The sequence below is a fragment of the uncultured Fibrobacter sp. genome (assembly GCF_900316465.1).
In the GTDB taxonomy this organism is placed as follows: Bacteria; Fibrobacterota; Fibrobacteria; order Fibrobacterales; family Fibrobacteraceae; genus Fibrobacter.
Map to the genome: position 1 here is coordinate 75,112 of NZ_ONDD01000014.1, position 20,463 is coordinate 95,574.

Genomic DNA, 20,463 nt, shown 5'->3' on the forward strand with positions numbered 1-20,463 from the left:
GCGCATTGCTATATTGTAGCGCATGAGCAACATCATCGAAACTTTGAATGCGGCGGGTCAGCAAGAGCTGGTCGCCAAGCTTGAATCTTTGAGCGGCGATGCCCGCAAGAATTTGGAACGCGACATTGCCACCCAGGATTGGGAAGAGCTAAAATCCCTTTATACCGAAAAATCCAACGCATCGCTTGACGACAACGTGTCGGGCGACTTGAAGCCGATGCCATTCAAGATCGCAACTGACGACTTGCGTTACGACTTCTGGAAAGAAACCGGTGAAATTTTGTTGGGTAAGGGCCAGGTGGCCGCATTCCTGGTGGCAGGTGGTCAAGGTTCCCGCCTCGGTTTCGATGGTCCGAAGGGCATGTTCGATATCGGCCTCCCGAGCCACAAGAGTTTGTTCCAGCTGCAGGCAGAACGCTTGCAGAACTTGGCAGCCCAAGTAGGCCATGCAATTCCGTGGTGCATTATGACAAGCCCGCTGAATCACGAGGCTACGGTCAACTTCTTTACCGAGCACAACTTTTTCGGATACGCCCGCGAAAACATCCGATTCTTTGAGCAAGGCACGATTTGCGCGCTTGACCCGAACGGGAAAGCCGTCGTTGACGAAAACAATCGTTTGGCCTTGGTGCCCGATGGCAATGGCGGGTGCTTCAGAGCACTCGCCCAGAGCGGCACTCTCGCCTGGTTGATTGAAAAAGGCGTTCGCTACGTATTCCTTTACAGCGTCGACAACGCGCTTTGCCGCATTTGCGATCCGGCTTTTGTCGGCGCCCTTGCAAGCGAAGGCCGCAGCATGTCCGCATCCAAGGTGGTGCACAAGGCCGGCCCGAACGAAAAGGTAGGCATTTTCGCCTTGCAGAACAACAAGCCCGGCGTAGTCGAATACAGCGACTTGCCCGAGAACTACCGCGACATGACGAATGCCGACGGAAGCCTTACCTTTGACGGCGGAAACATCGCTATTCACTTGTTCAAAACCGAGGGCCTCCGCAAGTTGCAGACGAGCAAGCTCCCGTGGCACACCGCCCGCAAGACCGTTTGCGGTATCGAAAAGTGCTGGAAGTTCGAACAGTTCCTGTTCGACGCATTCCCGCAGCTTGGCACGATGATGCCGTTCGGCGTGGTGCGCGAAGAGGAATTCAGCCCAGTGAAAAATGCCGAAGGAAACGACAGCCCGAAAACCGCCCGCGAAATGATTGGCAGACTCCACCGCGAATGGCTACGCAAGGCTCATGTCGAAGTGAAGCCGGGCAAGCTTTACGAAGTGTCGCCTACGCTGAGCTATGCCGGCGAAGGGCTTAGCCGCCGCGTATTCGAACGAGAACTCGGAAGAAATATTTTAGAATTTGACGAAGAGTAAGACATACAAGATTCTTGTTCATAGTTTGCTTCGAGTGCCGGATGTTTTCTATTCGGCACTTTTTGCGGTTGCGTTTCCAGTCTACAAGGCATTGCATACCAAGCGCGCTTACGGGCGCACGGTAAAGCACCTCGAAAACGCGAAGGCCTACTTAAAGACCAGTATTCTAGCGCGCGATGTATTCAAGGGAATCTTTTGGAATGCGCTCGATTCATATCGCGGACTCGCCCGCTTTAAAAGCGTCGAGAATCGAATCGTCTACGAGAACGAAGAAATCATCCGCGAGGCGGTAAAGCTTGGTCCAGTAGCCGGCATCAGCATTCACCAAGGCGCATTCGAGCTTTTGCACCGCGCCCTGTGCCGTTACAGCGAACACGTGCACCTGATTACCGATTCCGTGGGCGACCAGGCATTCCGCGAAGTGCTCAAGGAACTCCGCAGCGACCCGCACCTGACCGAATACCACCCCGAAGAAACCGGCAAGCTGATCCGCGACCTGTTCAAGACCAAGGGGATTCTTGCGATGGTATTCGACCAAGGAAAGAATACCAAAGGCAACGAAGTCCAACTTTTCGGGCAAGCGAGCACGCTCTACTTACGTCTCCCGCAAAAAGTGAACCAGATGGGAGCATCCGTCGTCACGTTCCGCACGTGGACCAACGCAAAGCGGCAAATCGTCATCCGTTTCGAAAGCGCCTATCCGCCCAAAACCGAGCCCGAAAAGCTCGTCGCGGGAATAGCAAAGGAAACTGAAACGTGGATATCAGAACACCCTGAACAGTGGAGCTGGAATTACCACGGAAACTTTAGGGTCTAGCCACCCAGCAGCGTATCCTTGATGCGTTGGAAAGTCGATTCTTCTTCGCCGCTACGCACCATGATCACAATTTTTGACGTGGCATAGTGATCCGTAAAGTTAATGATCTGGCTGCGTTCTTCGGTCACCGACAAGGCGGCAAGTCCGAGGTCAGCAGCCCCGGCACGAACAGAATCTATAATATCATCAAAATCCATATCGATGATTTCGAGATTGCGCCCCAGGTAATTGGCCACATAGCGGGCGATTTCAATATCGATACCCACGATTCCGCGTTTTTTGCAACGGAATTCAAACGGCGGGAATTCGGCATTGGTCGCCACCCTGAGAACTGGGCCGACAGCGGAATCTTGGGAAACATGGTATTTGGTCTGCCCCCCAATATAACTGTCGAAAATGGAATCGTAAACGCCCATGGCGCGCATCTGGATTAAAGCAATATTCACAGAATCCAACAGGCCCATATTTTCTTTTGCAACAATGCCTGCATACGATTCTTCTTTGAAGGTTTCGTTCAAGATTCGCAGCGAGGGATTTTTGCGGGCGAAAACCTTGGCGGGAGCATCGTCACTGAGCACGGCATCAATTTTGCCTTGGAGCAAGGCGTCAACAGTCTCGGCGAGAGTCGGGAATTTTTCAATCTGGAATTTAACGGAATCGCCACCAAATTCTGAGGCATAAATTTCGGCGGTAGTGCCCTCGATTACCCCAACCTTCTTGTTTCCGAGATCGTTAATCGAGAAAACCTCGTTTTTGGGAATATCAGTCTTAGTACAGCCCGTAAAGGCTATAAACGCAAAAAGCGCTGATAAGACCCACAAACGACGCATTGTTACGAAAACCTCAACTTTTTATTACAATATAAGAAAAAAGAGTCCAAAATCAATGCAAAAAATTGTAATAATTACGGATCAGAAGGCAAAAAAGGATTCAATATCGGCAATTTCGACAAAAAAATCTATTTTTTACCGCAAAAAGAGAGAATCATGGCGCTAAACGAAGAAGAAGAATTCCAACTGAAGTGGATTAACAACCACCATATGGAAGACAAAGACGCGCAGATGCAGATGGAGGCCGAAGCGGCCGCCGTACGCCCGACGCGTGCCCCGCGTGGGCGTAAAATGCGCCGCAACCCCAGCGCCTGGGAATTGCCCGTGCCCGAAGACGAAATTGACCTGCACGGCATGACCTCGGATGAGGCCGCAGAAGCCGTGGAGCGGCGCATCGATGACCTAATGATCGCAGGCCTCAAGATCCTCAGGGTCATCCACGGCGGCGGAAACCCCAGCTACGGCAACGTCAAACGCATCATCGACCGCAAGGTACGTTCCGAATGGAGCAACCGCATCCAACTGTACAAAGTCGAGCCCGACAACGCTGGTTCGAGCATCATGATCCTCGGAAAACCGCGCCCCGCCCCGACAAAAGCCCCCAGAAAGCCCGCCAAGAAATAAAAATTTGATTTTTTTCATTTTTTTGGACCTTTCCCCTTTAAATTCTTTCCATTTTTTTCTATTATTGGACCACCGAACCGGAATATAGCTCAGCCTGGTAGAGCGCTTGCTTCGGGAGCAAGAGGTCGTGAGTTCGAATCTCGCTATTCCGATAAAAAGAAAAACCACCCTTCTGGGTGGTTTTCTTTTTATTCCCGGAAATAGCGAGGTCAAGAACGAGCGACGCAGTCGTGAGTTCGAAAAGCGAGCGAGGCGAGCGTCGCGACAGACCGCTCGCGGGCTGTCATGACCGAGCCGATGCCGCGGACGCCGAAGGCGTCAATCTCGCCAAGTCCGATTTTGGCGCAAGCCAAAACCCGGAGGGCAAAGCCTGAAACGAAGTGAAGGCTTTGTCTAATCTCGCTATTCCGATAAGACAAAAAGACACCTTCTAGGGTGTCTTTTTTGTCTTATATGGATTTGGCGGGATTGAGAACGAGCGACGAAGTCGTGAGTTCGATTACGCTCTTAGTGAACGAAGTGAAACGTAGAGCGGAAGCCTTGACCTGCAACAACGTTGCAGGCAAGCCCGAAGGGCGAAACGGGAATAACAAGACCGTTTCGGCAATCTCGCTATTCCGATACGCCGAAGGCGTCAATCTCGCGTTCCCCCCACCATTCAAAAATTCCCACGATCTTGCAATCAACCTTTTGCACGCACCAGTCATTTCCTGATTTATCTTTTAAATTCATTCAAGGAAATGCAAAAAACATGACAAAAACGCCATTTTTATAACATTTACACCACAGACACTTTACAAACGCAACTAATTGTTGTATATTTAGAGGTATGAGTACCGTGGTAACAAACATACGAATCGACAAAGAGCTCAAGGCTCAGGCAACCGAACTATTCAACGACTTGGGCTTGACGCTTTCCCAAGCGTTTACGGTTTTCCTGAAGCAAGCCATTCTGCACCACGGCCTGCCTTTTGCCGTTACAAGACCTCCGTCCAAAGAACTCCTCGAAGCCATCAAGGAAGGCGAAGAACTCGCCCACGATCCTAATGCAAAAACTTATGCTTCGTTCGATGAACTGCTTGAGGAACTGGACATAAAAAAATGAGTTCTAAAGACGGATTCAAGTATAATTTACGGATTACAAGCCGCTTCAAGAAGCACCTTAAACAAATTGCCAAAAGAAACATAGACAACGTCACAAAGATTAGCAATGTTGTCAATTCTCTACAAAAAGGGGAAACTCTTGAAGCACGATTTAAGGACCATGCTTTAGTTGGAAATTGGACCGGTCACAGGGAATGCCACATTCTTCCCGATCTTTTGTTAATCTACAAAATCGAAGAAAACATTCTTATTCTAGAACTTGTAGACACCGGCTCTCACGCCGATTTATTCGGGAAATAATTACCGCACGCAGCGAACAGAGAACCCGAAATTCTTGGGTTTGGACATGTAGCCAAATGCCATGGATTTGCTGGTGAGGTACCACACGCGGGCAGAGCCGGGGGCAATGCCTTCGGAGGAATCGTCGGAGCTCCAGAAGAAGGCGAATTTAGCGGTATTGCCGTAGGTTTCGTCGTCGAAGCGGTTGCCGGCGGGCATCGCCGAGAATTTGAGAGTGTCGTTGCCATTGGTGTCGCCCGACCAGCCGTAATCGGCCTTGATCAAGTAACCCGCGTTAAAGTCGGCGCCTGCCGCAATCCAGAGGCTTTCGAAGTCGGCGTGCGTGGGCAAGCGGAACCCGGCGGGGCATGCTTTTTTGGCCGCATCCCAAGTGTAGAGCCTGCCGTAGACCATGCACTGGTCGTCATCATCCTTGTAGCAGAAACTGCCTTCAGTTTTATAATTCAGGTTGTCGCCCAGCCATTCGAGACCAGCGATTTTTACCGTGCGGTACGTCTGCTTGTCACGCGGGTCCTTGAACTCGTTTTTCTTTTTAGACTTGGGAGCCGCCGAGGCGTAAGCCACAAACAAACTAACAAATAAAACCAGCCAGAATTTCATGGTGTAAAAATAGCATAATCAAGGAGTCTCCCCCGCGCTTTTTTTCTATTTTCTATCCAAACCCAAGGAGTCCTATGTTTTTCAAACGAATTTCTGCCGCTATCCTATGCGCCATGGCCCTGAGCCTTGCGGCCCCCGAAGCCGAATCCGGGGAAGACATGATGATTTTCAAGGCGATCCTGCAGAGCCCGATTTTCAAGGACAACTTTGTGCAGTCGTGTACCGCACAGTCCATGGAATGGCTCGGTGCAAGCCAAGCCGACAAGACCTGCAATTGCGCGTTTGACCGCATGGTGAAAGACAGCAAGTTTATCAACCGGATTCTGAGTTCGATGAACAACGAAAGCATCGATTTTGAAAAATGGGGATTTGACTTTATCGAGCCGTGCATTCCCCAGAGTTACCCCGCCGAAACGGACAACGCCTTCGTGAAAGAATGCTTGAAAGCCGGCGACGTGGACAAAGCGACCTGCGAATGCGTGCTGAACTCCATCAAGAAAGATTACAGCGTGCGTGACCTGATGAAAACCGCCTTCGAAGACCAGAAAAAGCTGGAAGTCGACTTGATGCTCAAATCGGCGCAGTGCCTTTCAAAATAATTCGGGAAATATCTCTATAAAAAAACTAACGGCATCCCCCCCAAGGGATGCCGTAGTTGGTGTTTGGGATGTTTGGTTTCGTATCTATAAGATAGATTCGTACGGGGGCAAAAGGTATAGTTGTAAGACATAAAGCGTTGTTGTGCTTTACAACGCAAAGTAACAAAAATGTATCAAATGTAGCCACACGGTGAATTTCAGTCTCAAAATGAGTCAAAATGGCGTAAATTTTTGAAAAAAAAGCATTTTTTTATTAAACAACCCCCAATGGTATTGTTGTAAAACTGCCGTTTTTTAGCAAAAAAGTGCCCAAAACGGGCAAATTTTCTCATTTCGGGGCGTTGGCACGGCCTTTGCATATATATGGCGTAAAAAAAGAGAGGAAAACATGTCAGATTTTAATAACGATGCAGAAAAGGTATTGGCCAAGGCCCAGAGCCTGCGTGACCGTTGCTCCCATTCCTACCTGGGTGCGGCCCATTTGGCGGTAGGCCTAGTAGAAGGCCCCGATGCCACCCTGAAGAAACTTTATAAATCCAAGGGCGCGAAGACGAACGAGCTTCGCGGCAAGCTGGAACCGTTCGTGCAGAAGATTCCACGTATGGAAGGTGTAAACCCCGACGTGGAACCGGATAACGACTTGAACCGTATTTTGCGTGCCTCTGTGCAGGCGGCGCGTCAGGTGAACCGCATGGTGACCCCGGGCGATATGCTCGTGGCCTTGATGAAGTTCTCGGGCGACCGTGGACTCGCGAAGGTGTTCGAAGATGCGCTCGGTTCTGTGGAAGTCGTGGAAACCTGGCTTTCGGACCCGTTTGCGGGTGCCGCCAATGCCGAGGAACAGTCTCCCTTGAAATTGTACGGGCGTGAACTCGTGGAAATGGCTGCCGACGGAAAGCTTTCGCCGGTGATTGGCCGTGAAGAAGAAATCCGCCGCGTCATCTTGATCTTGAGCCGAAAGACGAAAAACAACCCGTGCCTGGTCGGTGAACCTGGCGTGGGCAAGACCGCTATTGTCGAAGGGCTCGCCGAGCGAATCTATCGCGGCGATGTGCCTGACGCTCTGAAGGGCAAGAAGTTGTTTGCGCTCGATTTGTCTGCCTTGATGGCGGGCGCAAAGTACCGCGGCGATTTCGAGGAACGTTTGAAAGCTGTGCTCGACGCACTTGAAGAAGACGGCAACACGTTGCTGTTCATCGATGAAATCCACACCATCGTGGGTGCGGGCAAGACCGAAGGCTCCATGGACTTGGGCAACATGCTCAAGCCGAAGCTGGCCCGTGGCGAGCTGCACTGCATCGGTGCGACCACGACGCAGGAATACCGTAAGTACATCGAGAAGGATTCCGCCTTGGAACGCCGTTTCCAGCCCGTGCAGGTCGACGAGCCGAGCGAAGAGGAATCGATTTCAATTCTTCGTGGCATTAAGGACGGCTTTGATGCGCACCATGGCGTGCGTCTGCACGACAACGCGCTCGTGGCGGCGGTGAAGCTTTCGAACCGCTACATCAGTGACCGTTTCTTGCCGGACAAGGCCATCGACCTGATTGACGAGGCCGCAAGCCTGGTGAAGACGCAGATGGACACCGTGCCCGAAGCCTTGGATACCTTGCAGCGTAAGGAACTCCAGATGAAAAACGAGGAGCAGGCCTTGGCGAAGGAAACCGACGACACCAGCGTAAAGCGCCTGAAAGAGTTGCGTGAAGAACTCGCGACGACAGATGCTGCAGTCAAGCTGATGCAGGACCGTTGGCAAGAAAGGCGCGCGAAGAATGCCGAGTTGCAGGGCCTCAAGAAGTCCTTGCAGCAGGCAAAGGACGAGATGGAGCAGGCCGAAGCCCGCTACGACTTGAACCGCGCCGCCGAACTCAAGTACAACAAGATCGTGAACCTCGAAAAGGAAATCGCCGCGAAGACCGAAGAAATCAGGAAGTCTGCAAGCGACGGCGACTTGAGCGAAGAGGTGACCGAAGAGACGATTGCACTCGTGGTGAGCCGCTGGACCGGAATTCCGGTGACCAAGCTTTGCGAAGGCGAAAAGGCGAAGTTGTTGCACTTGGACGAACGCCTGCACGCCCGCGTGATTGGCCAGGACGAAGCTGTGGAAGCGGTTTCGGAAGCCATCTTGCGTAACCGTAGCGGCTTAAGCCGCGAGAATGCGCCGATTGGTAGTTTCTTGTTCTTGGGCCCGACGGGTGTTGGCAAGACGGAACTTGCCCGTGCGCTTTCCACCGAACTGTTCGACAGCGAAGCAGCCCTAGTGCGAATTGACATGAGCGAATACATGGAAAAGCACAGCGTGAGCCGTTTGATTGGCGCGCCTCCGGGATACGTGGGTTACGAAGAAGGCGGCCAGCTGACCGAAGCCGTGCGTACGCATCCGTACTGTGTGATTCTGCTCGACGAAATCGAGAAGGCTCACCCCGATGTGTTCAACACGCTGTTGCAGGTGCTTGACGACGGTCGTCTGACCGATGGCAAGGGCCGTACCGTGAACTTCAAGAACACCTTGATTCTGATGACGTCGAATCTGGGCGCCGCTCATTTCCAGAACCGCGCGGGCGATGCAAAGCCCGTGACCTTGAAGGAAATCGAGCCGGAACTCCGAGGCTTCTTCAGACCGGAATTCCTGAACCGCTTGGACGAAGTGTTGGTATTCCAGAGCCTCACGAAGCCGCAGATCAAGGACATCGTGAAGCTGAAATTCAAGGGACTCGCCGAACGCGCTGCCCGTCAGGATTTGCAGCTCACGCTGACCGACAAGGCGCTTGAAGCGATTGCCGATGGAGCCTACCAGCCAGAATTCGGCGCACGCCCGATTCAGCGTTACTTGGAAAGAAACGTGGAACGCCCGCTGAGCCATGCAATCCTCGCTGGCGAAGTGAGTGCGGCAAAACCGGTAGTCATTGACTACGATGGAACTGCGTTCACGGTGAAGTAAAATTCTCCAATCATCCTCCTTCCTAACAAAAAATGACCTGCATCCTAAACGATGCGGGTCATTTTTTAATGTCTTTTGATTAGCGTTTTATTTGGCAGACATGATTTTCGCGACTTCGTCGTGAATCAGACCATTCGAAGCCATGCTCGTATAGCCTTCGTAAATCGGGGCAACAGGCTTGCCGCTTGCATCGAAAAGATCCGTAATGCCGTCGATGGTGCTGAACTTGCCGCCCGCCTCCTTGAACAGGAGCGGATACGGAGCAATGTCCCACAGCGACACCACAGGGTCAATCATCAGTTCGGCACGGCCGGCGGCAACCAGGTAGTAACCATAGCAATCTCCCCAGCCGCGATGCAGTTTGGCTGCGCGACGTACGGCAGCATACTTTTCGCCATAGCCTGCGGTTTCCATGGTATTCACGGTGCCCGAAAGCACTAGAGATTCCGAAAGAGTCGCAACTTTGGAGCAATTCACCGGCTTACCGTCGAGGAATGCGCCGCCATCTTTGACCGCCCACACCGCCGTATTCATGGCTGGAATGCGAATGAGGCTCGCAATCGGCGTGCCCTTGCGATACAACGCAATCAGGGTTCCGAACAACGGCACGCCATGAATGAAGGCCTTGGTGCCATCAATCGGGTCAATCACCCACTGGTATTCGGCATCGGGATTTTCGATTCCGAATTCTTCGCCAATCACGCCGAAGCCCGGAGTTTCCTTTTCCCAGAACTTGCGGGCAATTTCTTCGGAGCTTTTGTCGGCGACGGTCACAGGCGTATTATCCTTTTTCCATTCCACGCCTACGCTTGCCTGAAAATACTTCATGATATTTTCTTGGGCAAGGTCTGCGGCCTTAAGCGCAATTTTCAAAAGCTCTTGATTTTCAGCAGTCGCTGCCATAACACCTCCGGCGATTAATTCTCCGCCTTCCACTTTTTAACGAGGCTGACCAGGAGTTCGTTTTCTTCGCGCTTGCCGAGAGTCACGCGGATGTGTTCGGGCAGGCCAAAGCTTGTAAGTCCGCGAACGATCATGCCGTTCTGTTCAAGGAACAGCACGAGATCCTTCGCCTTCGCACCGATGTGGACGCAAATGAAGTTACCCTGAGTCGGCAACACTTTGAAACCGAGCGATTCAAACTCCGGAGTCAGATACTTGATGCCTTCGGCATTGAGTTCGAGCGTACGCTTGACGTGTTCCTTGTCGGAAAGGGCGGCAATTGCAGCCACTTGGGCAGCCTGGTTCACGTCGAACGGCGGCTTGATTTTCCACAAGGCGCGGATAACTTCAACGTTACCGAATGCGTAACCGATGCGCAGCCCTGCAAGGCCGTAAATCTTACTGAACGTGCGGTTGATAAACAAGTTCTTGTACTTGTCCAACATATCAATCAGCACAGGATAATTGCTTGCCGTTGCAAATTCAGAATAAGCCTGATCGAGGAATACGAGCACGTTGCTCGGTACCTTATCCAGGAAGTCAATCAGTTCCTGCTTATTGTAGTAAACGCCAGTCGGATTGTTCGGGCTGCAGATAAAGACCACGCGAGTCTTGTCGTTAATAGCCTTCAAAAGTTCCGAAAGCGGAGTCTTCTGGTCACCCACACCGATACCGATAAAATCGGCGCCGTTGGAAAGTGTGGTAAACTTATAGACCGAGAACGTCGGCGTAATGCCAATGCAGTTGTCGCCCTGACGGATAAAAGCCTTACCCACCATGTCGATGATTTCGTCGGAACCGTTACCAATAACAATCTGGTCAGTGTTCACGCCGTAAAAATCAGCGATGGCATTGATCAGCTTAGGAGCATCACCACGCGGGTACAAATGTAAAATATCCGCAATTTCACGATAGGCTTCAATAGCCTTGGGGGAAGCCCCCAGTGGGTTTTCGTTCGAGGCCAGCTTCACAACCTTGGTCAAACCGTACTTGGCACGGATTTCTTCCATGGATTTGCCGGGAACGTAATCAGAAAGTTTCAAAAGCTCTGGACGCGGATCAATCATGATATCCTCTTTTTTTTGCGCCTAAAATTTAGCTAAATTGAGTCCCATGAAAATTTCCCATTTCATTATTTTTGTGTTAATAGGCCTTTGCATTCAAAACGCCTTCGCTTTGGACCGTATTTGGAACATGCGTTACACTCTCGGCCCCGATGCTAGACCCTCGCCCAAGTTTGGCGCCGGTCTTGGCTTGCGTTCGGACTTCGGAAGTAACGTGCTCTTCCCCGTGAACATTTTGGGTTCACTAAACAAGGAATGGGAATTGGGCGCCAAGGTGGACATGTATACCTACAACAAGATGGACAACATGGAAGCCTCCATTGACATCGGTGGACGATACCGTATGGGCGCCGGCCGATTTGTAGAATTGGACGGCTACTTTGGACTCAACCGCAACAACGGTAGCGCCATGGTGCTCACCTACGGCAAAGAAGTTTATATCGCAAGCAACTTTTCTAACTCCTACGAAGCACGCGCCGGTTTCTTTGACGGCGTTACCGGAGAAGACGGCTACGTCAAATTCACCCTCGGAACCATTCCGACACTGCACTTTGGCAAAAGCTTCCTTTGTATGATCGAAATTACCTCGAGCGGAAGCGCCGGACATTTCCGCGACGACTTTATGGTCGACATCATCCCGAAGCTGGAACTCGCCCTTGGCAGCACACGTGTGCGCCTGGAATTCGATATCGGCGTTCTGCAGGATGATAACAACGACCAAAAGAGCATCGGTCTGTACGTGCAGACGGCCCTTTAGTTAGCGCCACATCGTTTCGACAAACATGGTATCTTGCCGGAAGACGACATCGATCGTTCCGCGTTCAGCCGTATTCAGGTACGGAATATTAAGAGAATCCAGTCTTTGAATCACCTGTTTGCTCGGATGGCGAAAGCGGTTCTTGCGGCCGCTCGAAATGAGGGCGAGTTTTGGTTTGACACGATTCAAGAATTTTCGGCTACTTGACGTTTTTGAACCATGATGGCCAAGTTTCAGCACATCGCTTTCCAAATAAGCATCCGTTTTCATGATTTCTTTTTCGCCTTGCACCGTCAAATCACCGGTCAAGACGGCCGAATGCCCGAGCCCCTTTACCCGAAACGAGATGCTTTGCGTGTTGGCGTCTACACAGCGCTTGGTATCGGGGTGAATCACCTTGATTTCAAAGAACTTTTCTTTGTACAGCAGCCCGCGTGAAATGTCGCGGAGAAGAATGCCACGCCGGTAAGCTTCGGAAATTACCTGCTGCCAGTTTTCTTTTTCATCAATTCGCGCGCAATCCGTTAGCCAAAGTTCCTTGACCGGAAACATCTTGATGATTGACGCCGCCCCGCCAAAATGGTCCTGGTCCGCATGCGTAATGACCAAGGCATCTAGCTTGGATACCCCGATATGGTGCAAGTACGGGACAATGATGTCTTTCCCGGAATCTTGCCGCTTGATATCGCCCGCATCGACCAGAATATGGGAACCCGAAGGAGTCGTAAGCAAAAGACTGTCGCCTTGCCCGATATCGATGGCCGTCAATTTCCAACTCGGTTTGATAATGGCATAATAGCCTTTATAGGCAAACGTAACCGCAAAAAGAATCATGCAGCACAGTGAAAAGCGTCGGGCGATTCTGTTTTTACCGACAACGGGCATCAACACAATCAATACGCCGCATAAAAGTAGAATCGACGGATCAAAAGGCCCTACTGTGATAGAGGCTTGCGAAGAATCCGACAACAAGCGCGTTAAAAGCGAAGCAAGCCTCAAAAAGAAACGCGCCGCATAACAGAAATGCTCCCGCAAGAAATCAAACGGAGAAAGCAACGCAAACAGTCCCGCTTGCATGCCCATCGAAATCGCAGGCACCACCACAATATTGCCAAGCCACGCAAACGGCGAAAGGGTTTTGAAATGATGTATCAGGAAGGGCGCCGTCGAAAGTGTTGCGCACAGGGTCACGTAAGTCGGCTCCACCACAAGCGATTGCAGGCGCATCCACCATTTATTCTTCTGGAGTTCTTCAGGCAACTTTTTGAGCGGGTTCCAAGAACCCCCTATCAAGATTCCCATGGTCGCCGCCACCGAAAGCTGAAAGCCCGGATTCCAGATGACAGAAGGCTCGGGAATCATAATGAAAAGGAGAGCGACCCCCAGGCTATTCATAGTATTCGCTGTCCTTTGGAACAATGCGCCGACCTGCGGCACGGCGAACATGAGCACCGCCCGCCTTACGGCGGGCGACCCGCCGGTCACAGGAATATACAAGAACAAAAGTACAATCGCCAAAATGCGCACACTTCGATGCGGAAGTCCTGTCGCCTTCAAAAAAATCATGAGCATTCCGGCAAGCAATACCACATGAAACCCTGAAATCGCCAAAACATGCACAAGCCCCGAACGCTGAAAATCGCTGCGCAAGGCATCGGGAATACCACTCCGGTCGCCCGCCAAGAGCCCAAGCAAGAGCCCTGTTTCGGACGGATCCAAGTAATCGCTAAACCTAGACCCAATCCATTTACGGAACTGATAAAAACTGCGCTCCGGCACCCAACTTTTGCCATAAGCAGTCCAATGGACAAACTTGCCATACGCCAAGAGTCCTTGTGACTTGAGCCAACTGCGGGTATCAAAAGCTCCCGGCACTGTAGGCGGCAAAGCCGGATAATACGACGCCTCGTAACAAAGCGAATCCCCGGGCATGGGGTACTCGGGCAACGAACGTTTTTCTGTCAAACGAACTCGATAAGGCGAAAGCGGCTCCCCCGCAACCGTTTGCGTCGTGCGAATGACAATTGCCATGCCACTCTTTTTGGATTGCGTCGTTTCAACAATCCCACAAGCCTCTTTAAAAGCACCAATCGCAGGCAAATCATTTTCATTTTTGCGCATCGATAATTCATGGCAAACAAAGGCCACCACAACACTAACCAGAACAACCCATTGCAGCGACTTCTTGAAGACATGCGTCACAAGACATATAATCGGCCACAAAAAACAAGCATACAGCGGTTCATCGAGCCCCGCAAAAAAAATCGTCATTACAATGGCGCTCAATAAGGCAGGTTTTCCCATGAGCGGAGTCAGCAGATTGTATAAATCAGCCAGAATTTTGTATTTTTTTCTAGAATTCATAGTTATAAAGCCCTTCAGAAGAGTCCCTCTTCTATACACGCTTTTTTGGAGGCACCGGAACGTTTTTTTATGAAAAATTTTTGTAAAAAATTTTGTGTATTGTACTTTTTAGGCTTGGTGCTTCTCCTGGCCGGCTGTGGTGATGATCCAGAGAAAGAATTTATCCTTTACCCGGACAGTGGACTTGCTTTTGGACTTTTCCCCAATGACTACGCCCAAAACGATTCTTCGGCGGCAAACCTGGCTCACGGCATTACGCTCATAGTTCACCCCAAAGCCTCTTACCAGCTATCGTTCGACGTAGATCCCAATTTTGAAGCCCCCAAGCTCCAGCTTTTTAGAATTTACCTGAGCAAAAACGGCGAAGATTTGCGCGCCCAAGAGGTTCGCACCTTGGATCCAGAAGTTAAAAACGGTCGTTACATATACTCCTTTGTTTGCGAGGAACGAGAAAGCGCCTTGTGGGCAACAAGTTTGATTCAAAACGATTCTTATTATCAAGGTCACGTTTCAAACATCCGATTCACGGGCGAAGGCGCCTACTCCGACCATTTTTCAATCAACCTGATTCTGGTCGGCGATATCGAAGATGAACTCGAAGACTTTAGTGCCAAGGAACTGGCTTCTAGCTTGCTGGCGGAATACCGCAAGCACTATACTTCTGTAACGATTGACACGATTTATATCAACCGAGCCGCCGAGCACCCGACTCTCGGGAAAAACTACCCGGCAAACGAGCCCTGGATCGCAGGCCGTTCTTCAGATGACGTTATGGTCTCTGAACTGGGTGGCTGGCCCGGAATTGAAAACGCATTGGATATTACCCTAGTGCACTTTATTGACCAAGAAGGCATTTTGGGATATTCAAACCTGTTTAGTTCCAACCTCGGTAAGGGAACCGGAAGTACAGTCGTTCTGGGAACGCACATCAAGACCCCGGCTGGCGAAGAACCGATTGACATGCAAGGAATCATTGAAACGGCACTCCACGAAACCGGACATTTCTTTGGGCTCCGCCATACAACCGCAACGAGGGCCGATATTGAAACAATCTTTGACGACTACGATTTTGGCGATTACTCGAACCTTGAAGACGGCCTCGAAGATACGCCCTCTTGCAATTCACTTGTTGCAGCAAGTTTTGCCAAAGTTCAAAGAACCGATTTTCGCATCAATCGCTTGATGCCGCGCATCCGCATTTTCGCCAACACCCCGTTCAAAGTCGAGAACTGCCCGGATGCCGGCAATTACATGTTCCCGCTCACGGTAGAAAACAAGACTCTCACGTTTAGTAAGCAGCAGTTGGCAATTATCCGCCAGAACCTGATGATTTTTCCGCATTGATATATGAAAGCTTCACAATTTTCTGAACAAGCCCAATTGATCGCATTTGTCTTGCAGCCCGGTGCCGAATGGCTGCCCGAAGTGATTGACGCCCTCGAAAACACCTGGGGCAAGATTCGCCACAAGGGCAAGCTTTACGCCTTCGACAAGACGCCCTATTACACGCCCGAAATGGGAGAAGGCTTGTATCGCGGAGTAGTTTCGTTCGAACGTACGATTCCGCCTGAAACAATTGCCACTGAAAAAGAACGCAGTAACGCGCTGGAACTTACGATGGCGCAGGCCAGCAGCCCAGATGCACGCCGAGTGAACATTGATATTGGCTACATGGACTTGGACAAGGTGGTGTTGCCGAGCTACAAGCGTGGGCCCTTCAAGCTTTACGCCGGCAATGGCGTGTGGCTCGACATGCTCCTGACTTATGCAAAAGGGCTGTTCCACCCCACCGCCTGGGCTTTTGAAGATTTTAAGCGCAACCCCTACCAGCACGACTTGCAACTTATTCGCGAGCGTTACAAAAAGGCCGGCAGCGGGAAAAACGACTCCTCTAAGGAAACGGCGGTACGACTTTGAAAAAACTGGCCTCGATTGTCATTGGCATCATCGTCTTGCTCGTTGGAGTTCGCTGGTTCATGCAACAATCGGCAGCCAAGGAGGCTTTTGACAAGCACGAAGCGCTAATCGCCGAGACCAATGAATGCCTTGAAATGGCAGAATGGAACTGCGCCGAGAGAAACGTGCGCACGCTTCTCAAAGAAACGCCTGATGACCAGAACTTGCAATTACACCTGGCAGGAATCCTTTTCGAGCAGGAACGCTACGAAGACTGCATTGCCTACATTCAGTCGCGAAAATTCAAACACGAAGACCTGGATTATCTTAAACAGAAAAGCGAATCCCTGATTCGCGAAATGGACGAGCTCAAGATTGAAAGATCCATGCACTTCCGCGTGGAATTTGAAGGACGCCCTTCCCGCAGCGACGTGATGGAAGCGCTCTCGGTGTTAGAAGTCGCCTACGATTCGCTCTGCCACCTGTTTGATTTTCACCCCGAAAACAAGATGCACCTGGTGCTTTATGAATCTTCACAGTACCAAGGCATCGGTCCTCGCCCCGAATGGGTCGGAGCCGTATTCGATGGCAAGCTCCGCATTCCCGTGAACGTGATGGCCTACCGTGAAATTTACCGTCCGATGTTCTTCCATGAACTTACACACGCCTTTATTCGCGCCATGACTCGCTATCATGTTCCGCTTTGGGTAAACGAAGGAATTGCCCAAGTCATTGACGCTTCCCGCACGGGAATGGCTAGGCCAGAAGGAGGCGTTCCCAGTATCGAAGCCCTGACAACTCCGTTTGTGAACGAAAACAATACCGGTGCCGCAATCAAACTCTACTGGTATTCGCAAGCCATGGTGGAACGGCTTTTGGCTCGCAACAGGGACCTTGTGCATTTCAAAAAGTTCATTCAGGACATGCGCGCCCTCGGCGACGATGAAGCGCTCAAAAAATACTACGGCGTCACCACGCAGCAACTGCTAGATGAAGTAAAGTAGCGGAGGATTCTATGGCGAAGAAAAAACACATCGTGATTCTTGCTACTGGAGGCACAATTGCTGGCGTCGGCGAACCCGGTAAAAATACGGGCTACGTATCAGGGCAAATTTCTGCGACAGACTTAGTGGCATCTGTGCCGGAACTTTCGGAATACGCTGAAATTACAGCCGAGCAAATTTGCAACGTGAATTCCGATGACATGACGGACAAGCTGTGGATCAAGCTTTCAAACCGCATTGCCGACTTGCAAGCGGACGATTCTGTGGATGGAATCGTCGTCACTCACGGCACCGACACCATGGACGAAACAGCCTACTTTATCAGCCTGACAGTCAAGTGCGAAAAGTCCGTTATCGTGACAGGCTCCATGAAGCCCGCAACCGCTAAAGATCCCGACGGGCCCGCGAACTTACTCGGTGCCGTTCGTGCCGCAGCAGGCTTTGCCGTCGATGACGACCCGCCGGCAAATTTGGTCTGGGTCTACTTTGCAGGTGAACTTTTCGATGCACGCAATGTGCAAAAATGTAGCGCATCGGCAATTAATGCGATGGGCGTCAGCGCCCCCGGCGAAGGCTCCAACTGGAACGCCCTCAAGGAACAAAACTTCTTTGACGTTTCCAAGCTTGAAAGCCTGCCGCGTGTAAACGTGGTCTACTTTACCGTAGACGCAAACCCGAAAATCCTGGAGTACGCCGCCTGCGTTTCCGACGGGCTTGTGATTGCAGGTGCAGGCTCGGGTGAATTCAGTCTTGCGTGGGCGAAAGTCCTCGAAAGCATCGATATTCCGGTCGTCATTGCAAGCCGCACTCACCACGGACTTGTGACTCTGAACGAGTCACTTGCGCCCGGCCGCATTTGCGCTGGCCGCCTGCCGCCCCAAAAAGCCGCAGTGCTCCTCAAGCTCGTGCTTACGCAGACAAGCCGCACCGACGACATCAAGCGGGTATTCGCGCTTTAACCAACCCGTTCCAGCGAACAGTAAGAACCGTAAACAAAAAACCTGCCCTTGTTCTGGGCAGGTCCTTTGAAATTTTTCTTTTTTGAAAAATTACTTGGCTTCAGCAGCGGCAGCCGGAGCAGCTTCAGCAGCGGCAGCGTCGTCAGCCTTCTTACCGCTCTTGGCAGTAATGGTGAAGATAACAGTGCGCGGCTTGCAAGCGAGTTCGATACCGTCTTCGAGCTTCAGGTCCTTGGCGTAGAAAGTCGTCGGAGCCGGGAATTCGGAGATGTCCATTTCGAGCACGGCCGGAATCTTGGTCGGCACGGCAGCGAGCTGGATGTAGCGGTTCTGCTGAGCAAAGGTACCACCCTGGGTCTTAACACCAACCGGGAGGCCGTTGAGCTTGACGAGAACGCGAACCTTGACCTTGGTCGTATCGTCGATCTTGAGGAAGTCGATGTGTTCAATTTCCTGAGTCAGGGGGTTCTTCTGGTAGTTGTAAATTACGGCAGCGTTGCCGGCCTTGCCATCAATTTCCAAGTCGAGAAGCGTGTAACGCTTACCCGGGGCGAGGACCTTGCGAACATCGATTGCGCTAACGCTGATATTCACAGACTCCTGACCCTTACCATAATAGACAGCCGGGATCTGGCCAGCCTTACGAAGGCGGGCGTTGTCGCGGCTCTTGCCTAGCACTCTCGAGGTTGCTGCGAGCTTTGTGAGTTCCATAATTTTACTCCAATTAGTAAATGGTTAAAAAATTCATTGGGGTAGCAGGATTCGAACCTACGAATAACGGAATCAAAATCCGTTGTCTTACCACTTGACGATACCCCAATGGTGGCGCAAATATAGCAAATTTGCGCCATTTTCAAAGGGTTCGGGCTAAAAACCCTCAAAAAAGCGGGTCACCACCTGGTACCTAGAGATGGGTTTCAGCTCTTCGGCAGCCTCTTTGGCCTGCTTGCGGGTTTCGAAAACGCCAAAAACAGACGCCCCCGACCCCGACATCAGGACGGCCTTCGCCCCGAGACGCTTAAATTCGGCCTTCATTTCTTCGACAAGTGGGTGCTTGGGGAACACTGATTCTTCGAACGCATTGAAGGTGTTTGTGAGTGCAAAGTCGATCGATGCGGACTTGCCCGTGCGCATGCACTTGGACTTGTATGTTTCCCAACGGTCCGGGCCAGACTTGGGAACGCCAGCGTAGGCATCCTTGGTCGGCACGGAGTCTAGCGGAGTGGCCACCAGCAAGTACTGTTCGTCACTCAGCTGCAACGGCTTTACAAAAGTGAGCTTTTCGCCAATACCTTCGGCCATGGCGGTACCGCCACGAACCAGGAAGGGAACATCTGCTCCAAGTTTCGCCCCAATTTCTTCGAGCTTTTCAAATTTGAATTTGAGCTTCCACAGCTGGTTCAACAAACGAAGCGTTGCAGCAGCATCTGCAGAACCACCGCCAAGGCCAGCGCCCAAAGGCATCACTTTATTAAGGTAAATGTCAGCGCCGAGCGTCGTGCCCGATTCTTGTTGCAAAAGCTTGGCGGCCTTGTAAACCAAGTCCGATTCCAGCGGATAATTCTGCGGTTCGTTGTAGCAAAGCGTAATGCGACCATCCTGACGCGGCTCGGCACTTATGGTATCGCCTGCGTCAATGGTCTGGAACAGCGTGCCCAAGTCATGGTATCCGTCTTCACGCTTGCGGATGACATCTAAGAACAAATTAATCTTAGCAGGAGCGTATTCTTTCATGCCATTAAACTTAGCAAAAATATTCCAATTTGGAATACCTAGGACAAACTTTTCATTACCGTAAAAAAAAAACAATATATATTAAGGGATGATAGTTTCTAACTATTAAATAAGCCCAAAGCTTGTAAAACCAAAAGAAGAGAAAATTATGAAGAAAATCGTTTTCACCATTTTCTTATGCCTTGCTACATTGGCAGTGGAAGCCCAAGTCGACAAAATTCTGGGACCGTGGACCGCCATCGACCCCGATACCGACAAGCCTTACGCCACCGTACTCATCTATAAAAGCAGCAACGGGCTGTATTACGGCAAGCTCACCGAAATTCTGGATTCCGACGACCCCGCCGACCAAAAGCTCATCGGCACCATCATCATCAAGGACATGAAAGAAGATGACGGTATGCTAAAGGGCGGCTCCATTTACGACCCCGAAGAAAACAAGACCTACCATGGAAAGATATCACTTACCAAGGACGGTCGCCTAGAAATGCGCGGTTCGCTTGACCGCTGGGGACTTTTGGGTGCCACGGAATATTGGAAACGCAGTAAAAAGTAAAAAAAGATG

The 20,463-nt window shown here is 51.1% G+C and carries 21 protein-coding genes and 2 tRNA genes; 15 read left to right on the forward strand and 8 right to left on the reverse strand.

Features of this window, described 5'->3' with window-relative positions:
- The first annotated feature begins 22 nt into the window (after nucleotides 1-22).
- Both QZN53_RS07080 and QZN53_RS07085 read left to right on the forward strand, forming a co-directional pair.
- On the forward strand, nucleotides 23-1,363 hold the full coding sequence (locus QZN53_RS07080; protein ID WP_163438299.1) for a UDPGP type 1 family protein: 1,341 nt from the start codon (nucleotides 23-25) through the stop codon (nucleotides 1,361-1,363).
- Nucleotides 1,350-2,180: a lauroyl acyltransferase gene (locus QZN53_RS07085; RefSeq protein ID WP_163438300.1), complete on the forward strand. Its 831-nt coding sequence runs from the start codon at nucleotides 1,350-1,352 to the stop codon at nucleotides 2,178-2,180. The genes QZN53_RS07080 and QZN53_RS07085 overlap by 14 nt, the downstream gene beginning before the upstream one ends.
- Here QZN53_RS07085 and QZN53_RS07090 read toward each other — a convergent pair.
- Nucleotides 2,177-3,010 (reverse strand): ABC transporter substrate-binding protein, encoded by an 834-nt coding sequence (locus QZN53_RS07090; RefSeq protein ID WP_163438301.1) that lies wholly within the window; start codon nucleotides 3,008-3,010, stop codon nucleotides 2,177-2,179. The genes QZN53_RS07085 and QZN53_RS07090 overlap by 4 nt on opposite strands.
- Nucleotides 3,011-3,166: 156 nt before the next feature.
- Between QZN53_RS07090 and QZN53_RS07095 the strand changes: the two genes are divergently transcribed.
- The 5 genes from QZN53_RS07095 to QZN53_RS07115 all read left to right on the forward strand — a co-directional run bounded on the left by QZN53_RS07095 (nucleotide 3,167) and on the right by QZN53_RS07115 (nucleotide 5,038).
- Nucleotides 3,167-3,634, forward strand: coding sequence for a Smr/MutS family protein (locus QZN53_RS07095; protein WP_163438302.1), 468 nt, complete (start codon nucleotides 3,167-3,169; stop codon nucleotides 3,632-3,634).
- Nucleotides 3,635-3,712: 78 nt separating this feature from the next.
- A tRNA-Pro gene (locus QZN53_RS07100) sits at nucleotides 3,713-3,786 on the forward strand.
- A 301-nt stretch (nucleotides 3,787-4,087) separates the two neighbouring features.
- Entirely contained in the window at nucleotides 4,088-4,348 is a 261-nt protein-coding gene (locus QZN53_RS07105) for a hypothetical protein (RefSeq protein ID WP_163438303.1), read from the forward strand.
- A 115-nt stretch (nucleotides 4,349-4,463) separates the two neighbouring features.
- Complete coding sequence (locus QZN53_RS07110) at nucleotides 4,464-4,739, forward strand: type II toxin-antitoxin system RelB/DinJ family antitoxin (protein WP_072977381.1); 276 nt, start codon at nucleotides 4,464-4,466, stop codon at nucleotides 4,737-4,739.
- Nucleotides 4,736-5,038, forward strand: coding sequence for a type II toxin-antitoxin system YafQ family toxin (locus QZN53_RS07115; protein WP_163438304.1), 303 nt, complete (start codon nucleotides 4,736-4,738; stop codon nucleotides 5,036-5,038). The genes QZN53_RS07110 and QZN53_RS07115 overlap by 4 nt, the downstream gene beginning before the upstream one ends.
- On the opposite strand, the gene QZN53_RS07120 is transcribed toward QZN53_RS07115, so the two are convergent.
- Nucleotides 5,039-5,638, reverse strand: coding sequence for a fibrobacter succinogenes major paralogous domain-containing protein (locus QZN53_RS07120; RefSeq protein WP_163438306.1), 600 nt, complete (start codon nucleotides 5,636-5,638; stop codon nucleotides 5,039-5,041).
- A gap of 74 nt (nucleotides 5,639-5,712) precedes the next feature.
- Here QZN53_RS07120 and QZN53_RS07125 point away from each other — a divergent pair, with 74 nt between their 5' ends.
- Together QZN53_RS07125 and QZN53_RS07130 are read left to right on the forward strand one after the other, a co-directional pair.
- Nucleotides 5,713-6,237, forward strand: a complete 525-nt coding sequence (locus QZN53_RS07125) for a hypothetical protein (RefSeq protein ID WP_163438308.1) — start codon at nucleotides 5,713-5,715, stop codon at nucleotides 6,235-6,237.
- 388 nt (nucleotides 6,238-6,625) lie between these two features.
- Nucleotides 6,626-9,178: an AAA family ATPase gene (locus QZN53_RS07130; protein WP_163438316.1), complete on the forward strand. Its 2,553-nt coding sequence runs from the start codon at nucleotides 6,626-6,628 to the stop codon at nucleotides 9,176-9,178.
- Between the two features lie 87 nt (nucleotides 9,179-9,265).
- On the opposite strand, the gene hisN is transcribed toward QZN53_RS07130, so the two are convergent.
- Both hisN and hisC read right to left on the reverse strand, forming a co-directional pair.
- Nucleotides 9,266-10,081, reverse strand: coding sequence for a histidinol-phosphatase (gene hisN, locus QZN53_RS07135; RefSeq protein WP_163438321.1), 816 nt, complete (start codon nucleotides 10,079-10,081; stop codon nucleotides 9,266-9,268).
- 14 nt (nucleotides 10,082-10,095) lie between these two features.
- Nucleotides 10,096-11,187 (reverse strand): histidinol-phosphate transaminase, encoded by a 1,092-nt coding sequence (hisC, locus tag QZN53_RS07140; protein ID WP_163438323.1) that lies wholly within the window; start codon nucleotides 11,185-11,187, stop codon nucleotides 10,096-10,098.
- A gap of 46 nt (nucleotides 11,188-11,233) precedes the next feature.
- Here hisC and QZN53_RS07145 point away from each other — a divergent pair, with 46 nt between their 5' ends.
- Nucleotides 11,234-11,941, forward strand: coding sequence for a hypothetical protein (locus QZN53_RS07145; RefSeq protein WP_163438325.1), 708 nt, complete (start codon nucleotides 11,234-11,236; stop codon nucleotides 11,939-11,941).
- On the opposite strand, the gene QZN53_RS07150 is transcribed toward QZN53_RS07145, so the two are convergent.
- On the reverse strand, nucleotides 11,942-14,305 hold the full coding sequence (locus QZN53_RS07150; RefSeq protein WP_163438327.1) for a DNA internalization-related competence protein ComEC/Rec2: 2,364 nt from the start codon (nucleotides 14,303-14,305) through the stop codon (nucleotides 11,942-11,944).
- Between the two features lie 99 nt (nucleotides 14,306-14,404).
- Here QZN53_RS07150 and QZN53_RS07155 point away from each other — a divergent pair, with 99 nt between their 5' ends.
- Genes QZN53_RS07155 through QZN53_RS07170 form a run of 4 tightly spaced genes read left to right on the forward strand, consistent with a single transcriptional unit; the run spans nucleotide 14,405 to nucleotide 18,164 of the window.
- Nucleotides 14,405-15,649 carry a hypothetical protein gene (locus tag QZN53_RS07155; RefSeq protein ID WP_163438329.1) on the forward strand — a complete coding sequence of 415 codons (1,245 nt, stop codon included), beginning with the start codon at nucleotides 14,405-14,407 and terminating at the stop codon, nucleotides 15,647-15,649.
- Between the two features lie 36 nt (nucleotides 15,650-15,685).
- On the forward strand, nucleotides 15,686-16,222 hold the full coding sequence (locus QZN53_RS07160; RefSeq protein ID WP_294652213.1) for a DUF4416 family protein: 537 nt from the start codon (nucleotides 15,686-15,688) through the stop codon (nucleotides 16,220-16,222).
- The gene (locus QZN53_RS07165) at nucleotides 16,219-17,205 is read left to right on the forward strand and encodes a hypothetical protein (protein WP_163438333.1); all 987 of its coding nucleotides are present in this window, start codon (nucleotides 16,219-16,221) and stop codon (nucleotides 17,203-17,205) included. The genes QZN53_RS07160 and QZN53_RS07165 overlap by 4 nt, the downstream gene beginning before the upstream one ends.
- A gap of 11 nt (nucleotides 17,206-17,216) precedes the next feature.
- Entirely contained in the window at nucleotides 17,217-18,164 is a 948-nt protein-coding gene (locus tag QZN53_RS07170; RefSeq protein ID WP_163438335.1) for an asparaginase, read from the forward strand.
- A 90-nt stretch (nucleotides 18,165-18,254) separates the two neighbouring features.
- On the opposite strand, the gene QZN53_RS07175 is transcribed toward QZN53_RS07170, so the two are convergent.
- From QZN53_RS07175 to ispE, 3 genes are all read right to left on the reverse strand, one after another.
- Nucleotides 18,255-18,875 carry a 50S ribosomal protein L25 gene (locus tag QZN53_RS07175; protein ID WP_163438337.1) on the reverse strand — a complete coding sequence of 207 codons (621 nt, stop codon included), beginning with the start codon at nucleotides 18,873-18,875 and terminating at the stop codon, nucleotides 18,255-18,257.
- A 36-nt stretch (nucleotides 18,876-18,911) separates the two neighbouring features.
- Nucleotides 18,912-18,983, reverse strand: a tRNA-Gln gene (locus tag QZN53_RS07180).
- Between the two features lie 48 nt (nucleotides 18,984-19,031).
- Nucleotides 19,032-19,898: a 4-(cytidine 5'-diphospho)-2-C-methyl-D-erythritol kinase gene (ispE, locus tag QZN53_RS07185; RefSeq protein ID WP_163438345.1), complete on the reverse strand. Its 867-nt coding sequence runs from the start codon at nucleotides 19,896-19,898 to the stop codon at nucleotides 19,032-19,034.
- Between the two features lie 148 nt (nucleotides 19,899-20,046).
- Between ispE and QZN53_RS07190 the strand changes: the two genes are divergently transcribed.
- Entirely contained in the window at nucleotides 20,047-20,454 is a 408-nt protein-coding gene (locus tag QZN53_RS07190; protein WP_088628224.1) for a DUF2147 domain-containing protein, read from the forward strand.
- The last annotated feature ends 9 nt before the right edge of the window (nucleotides 20,455-20,463 follow it).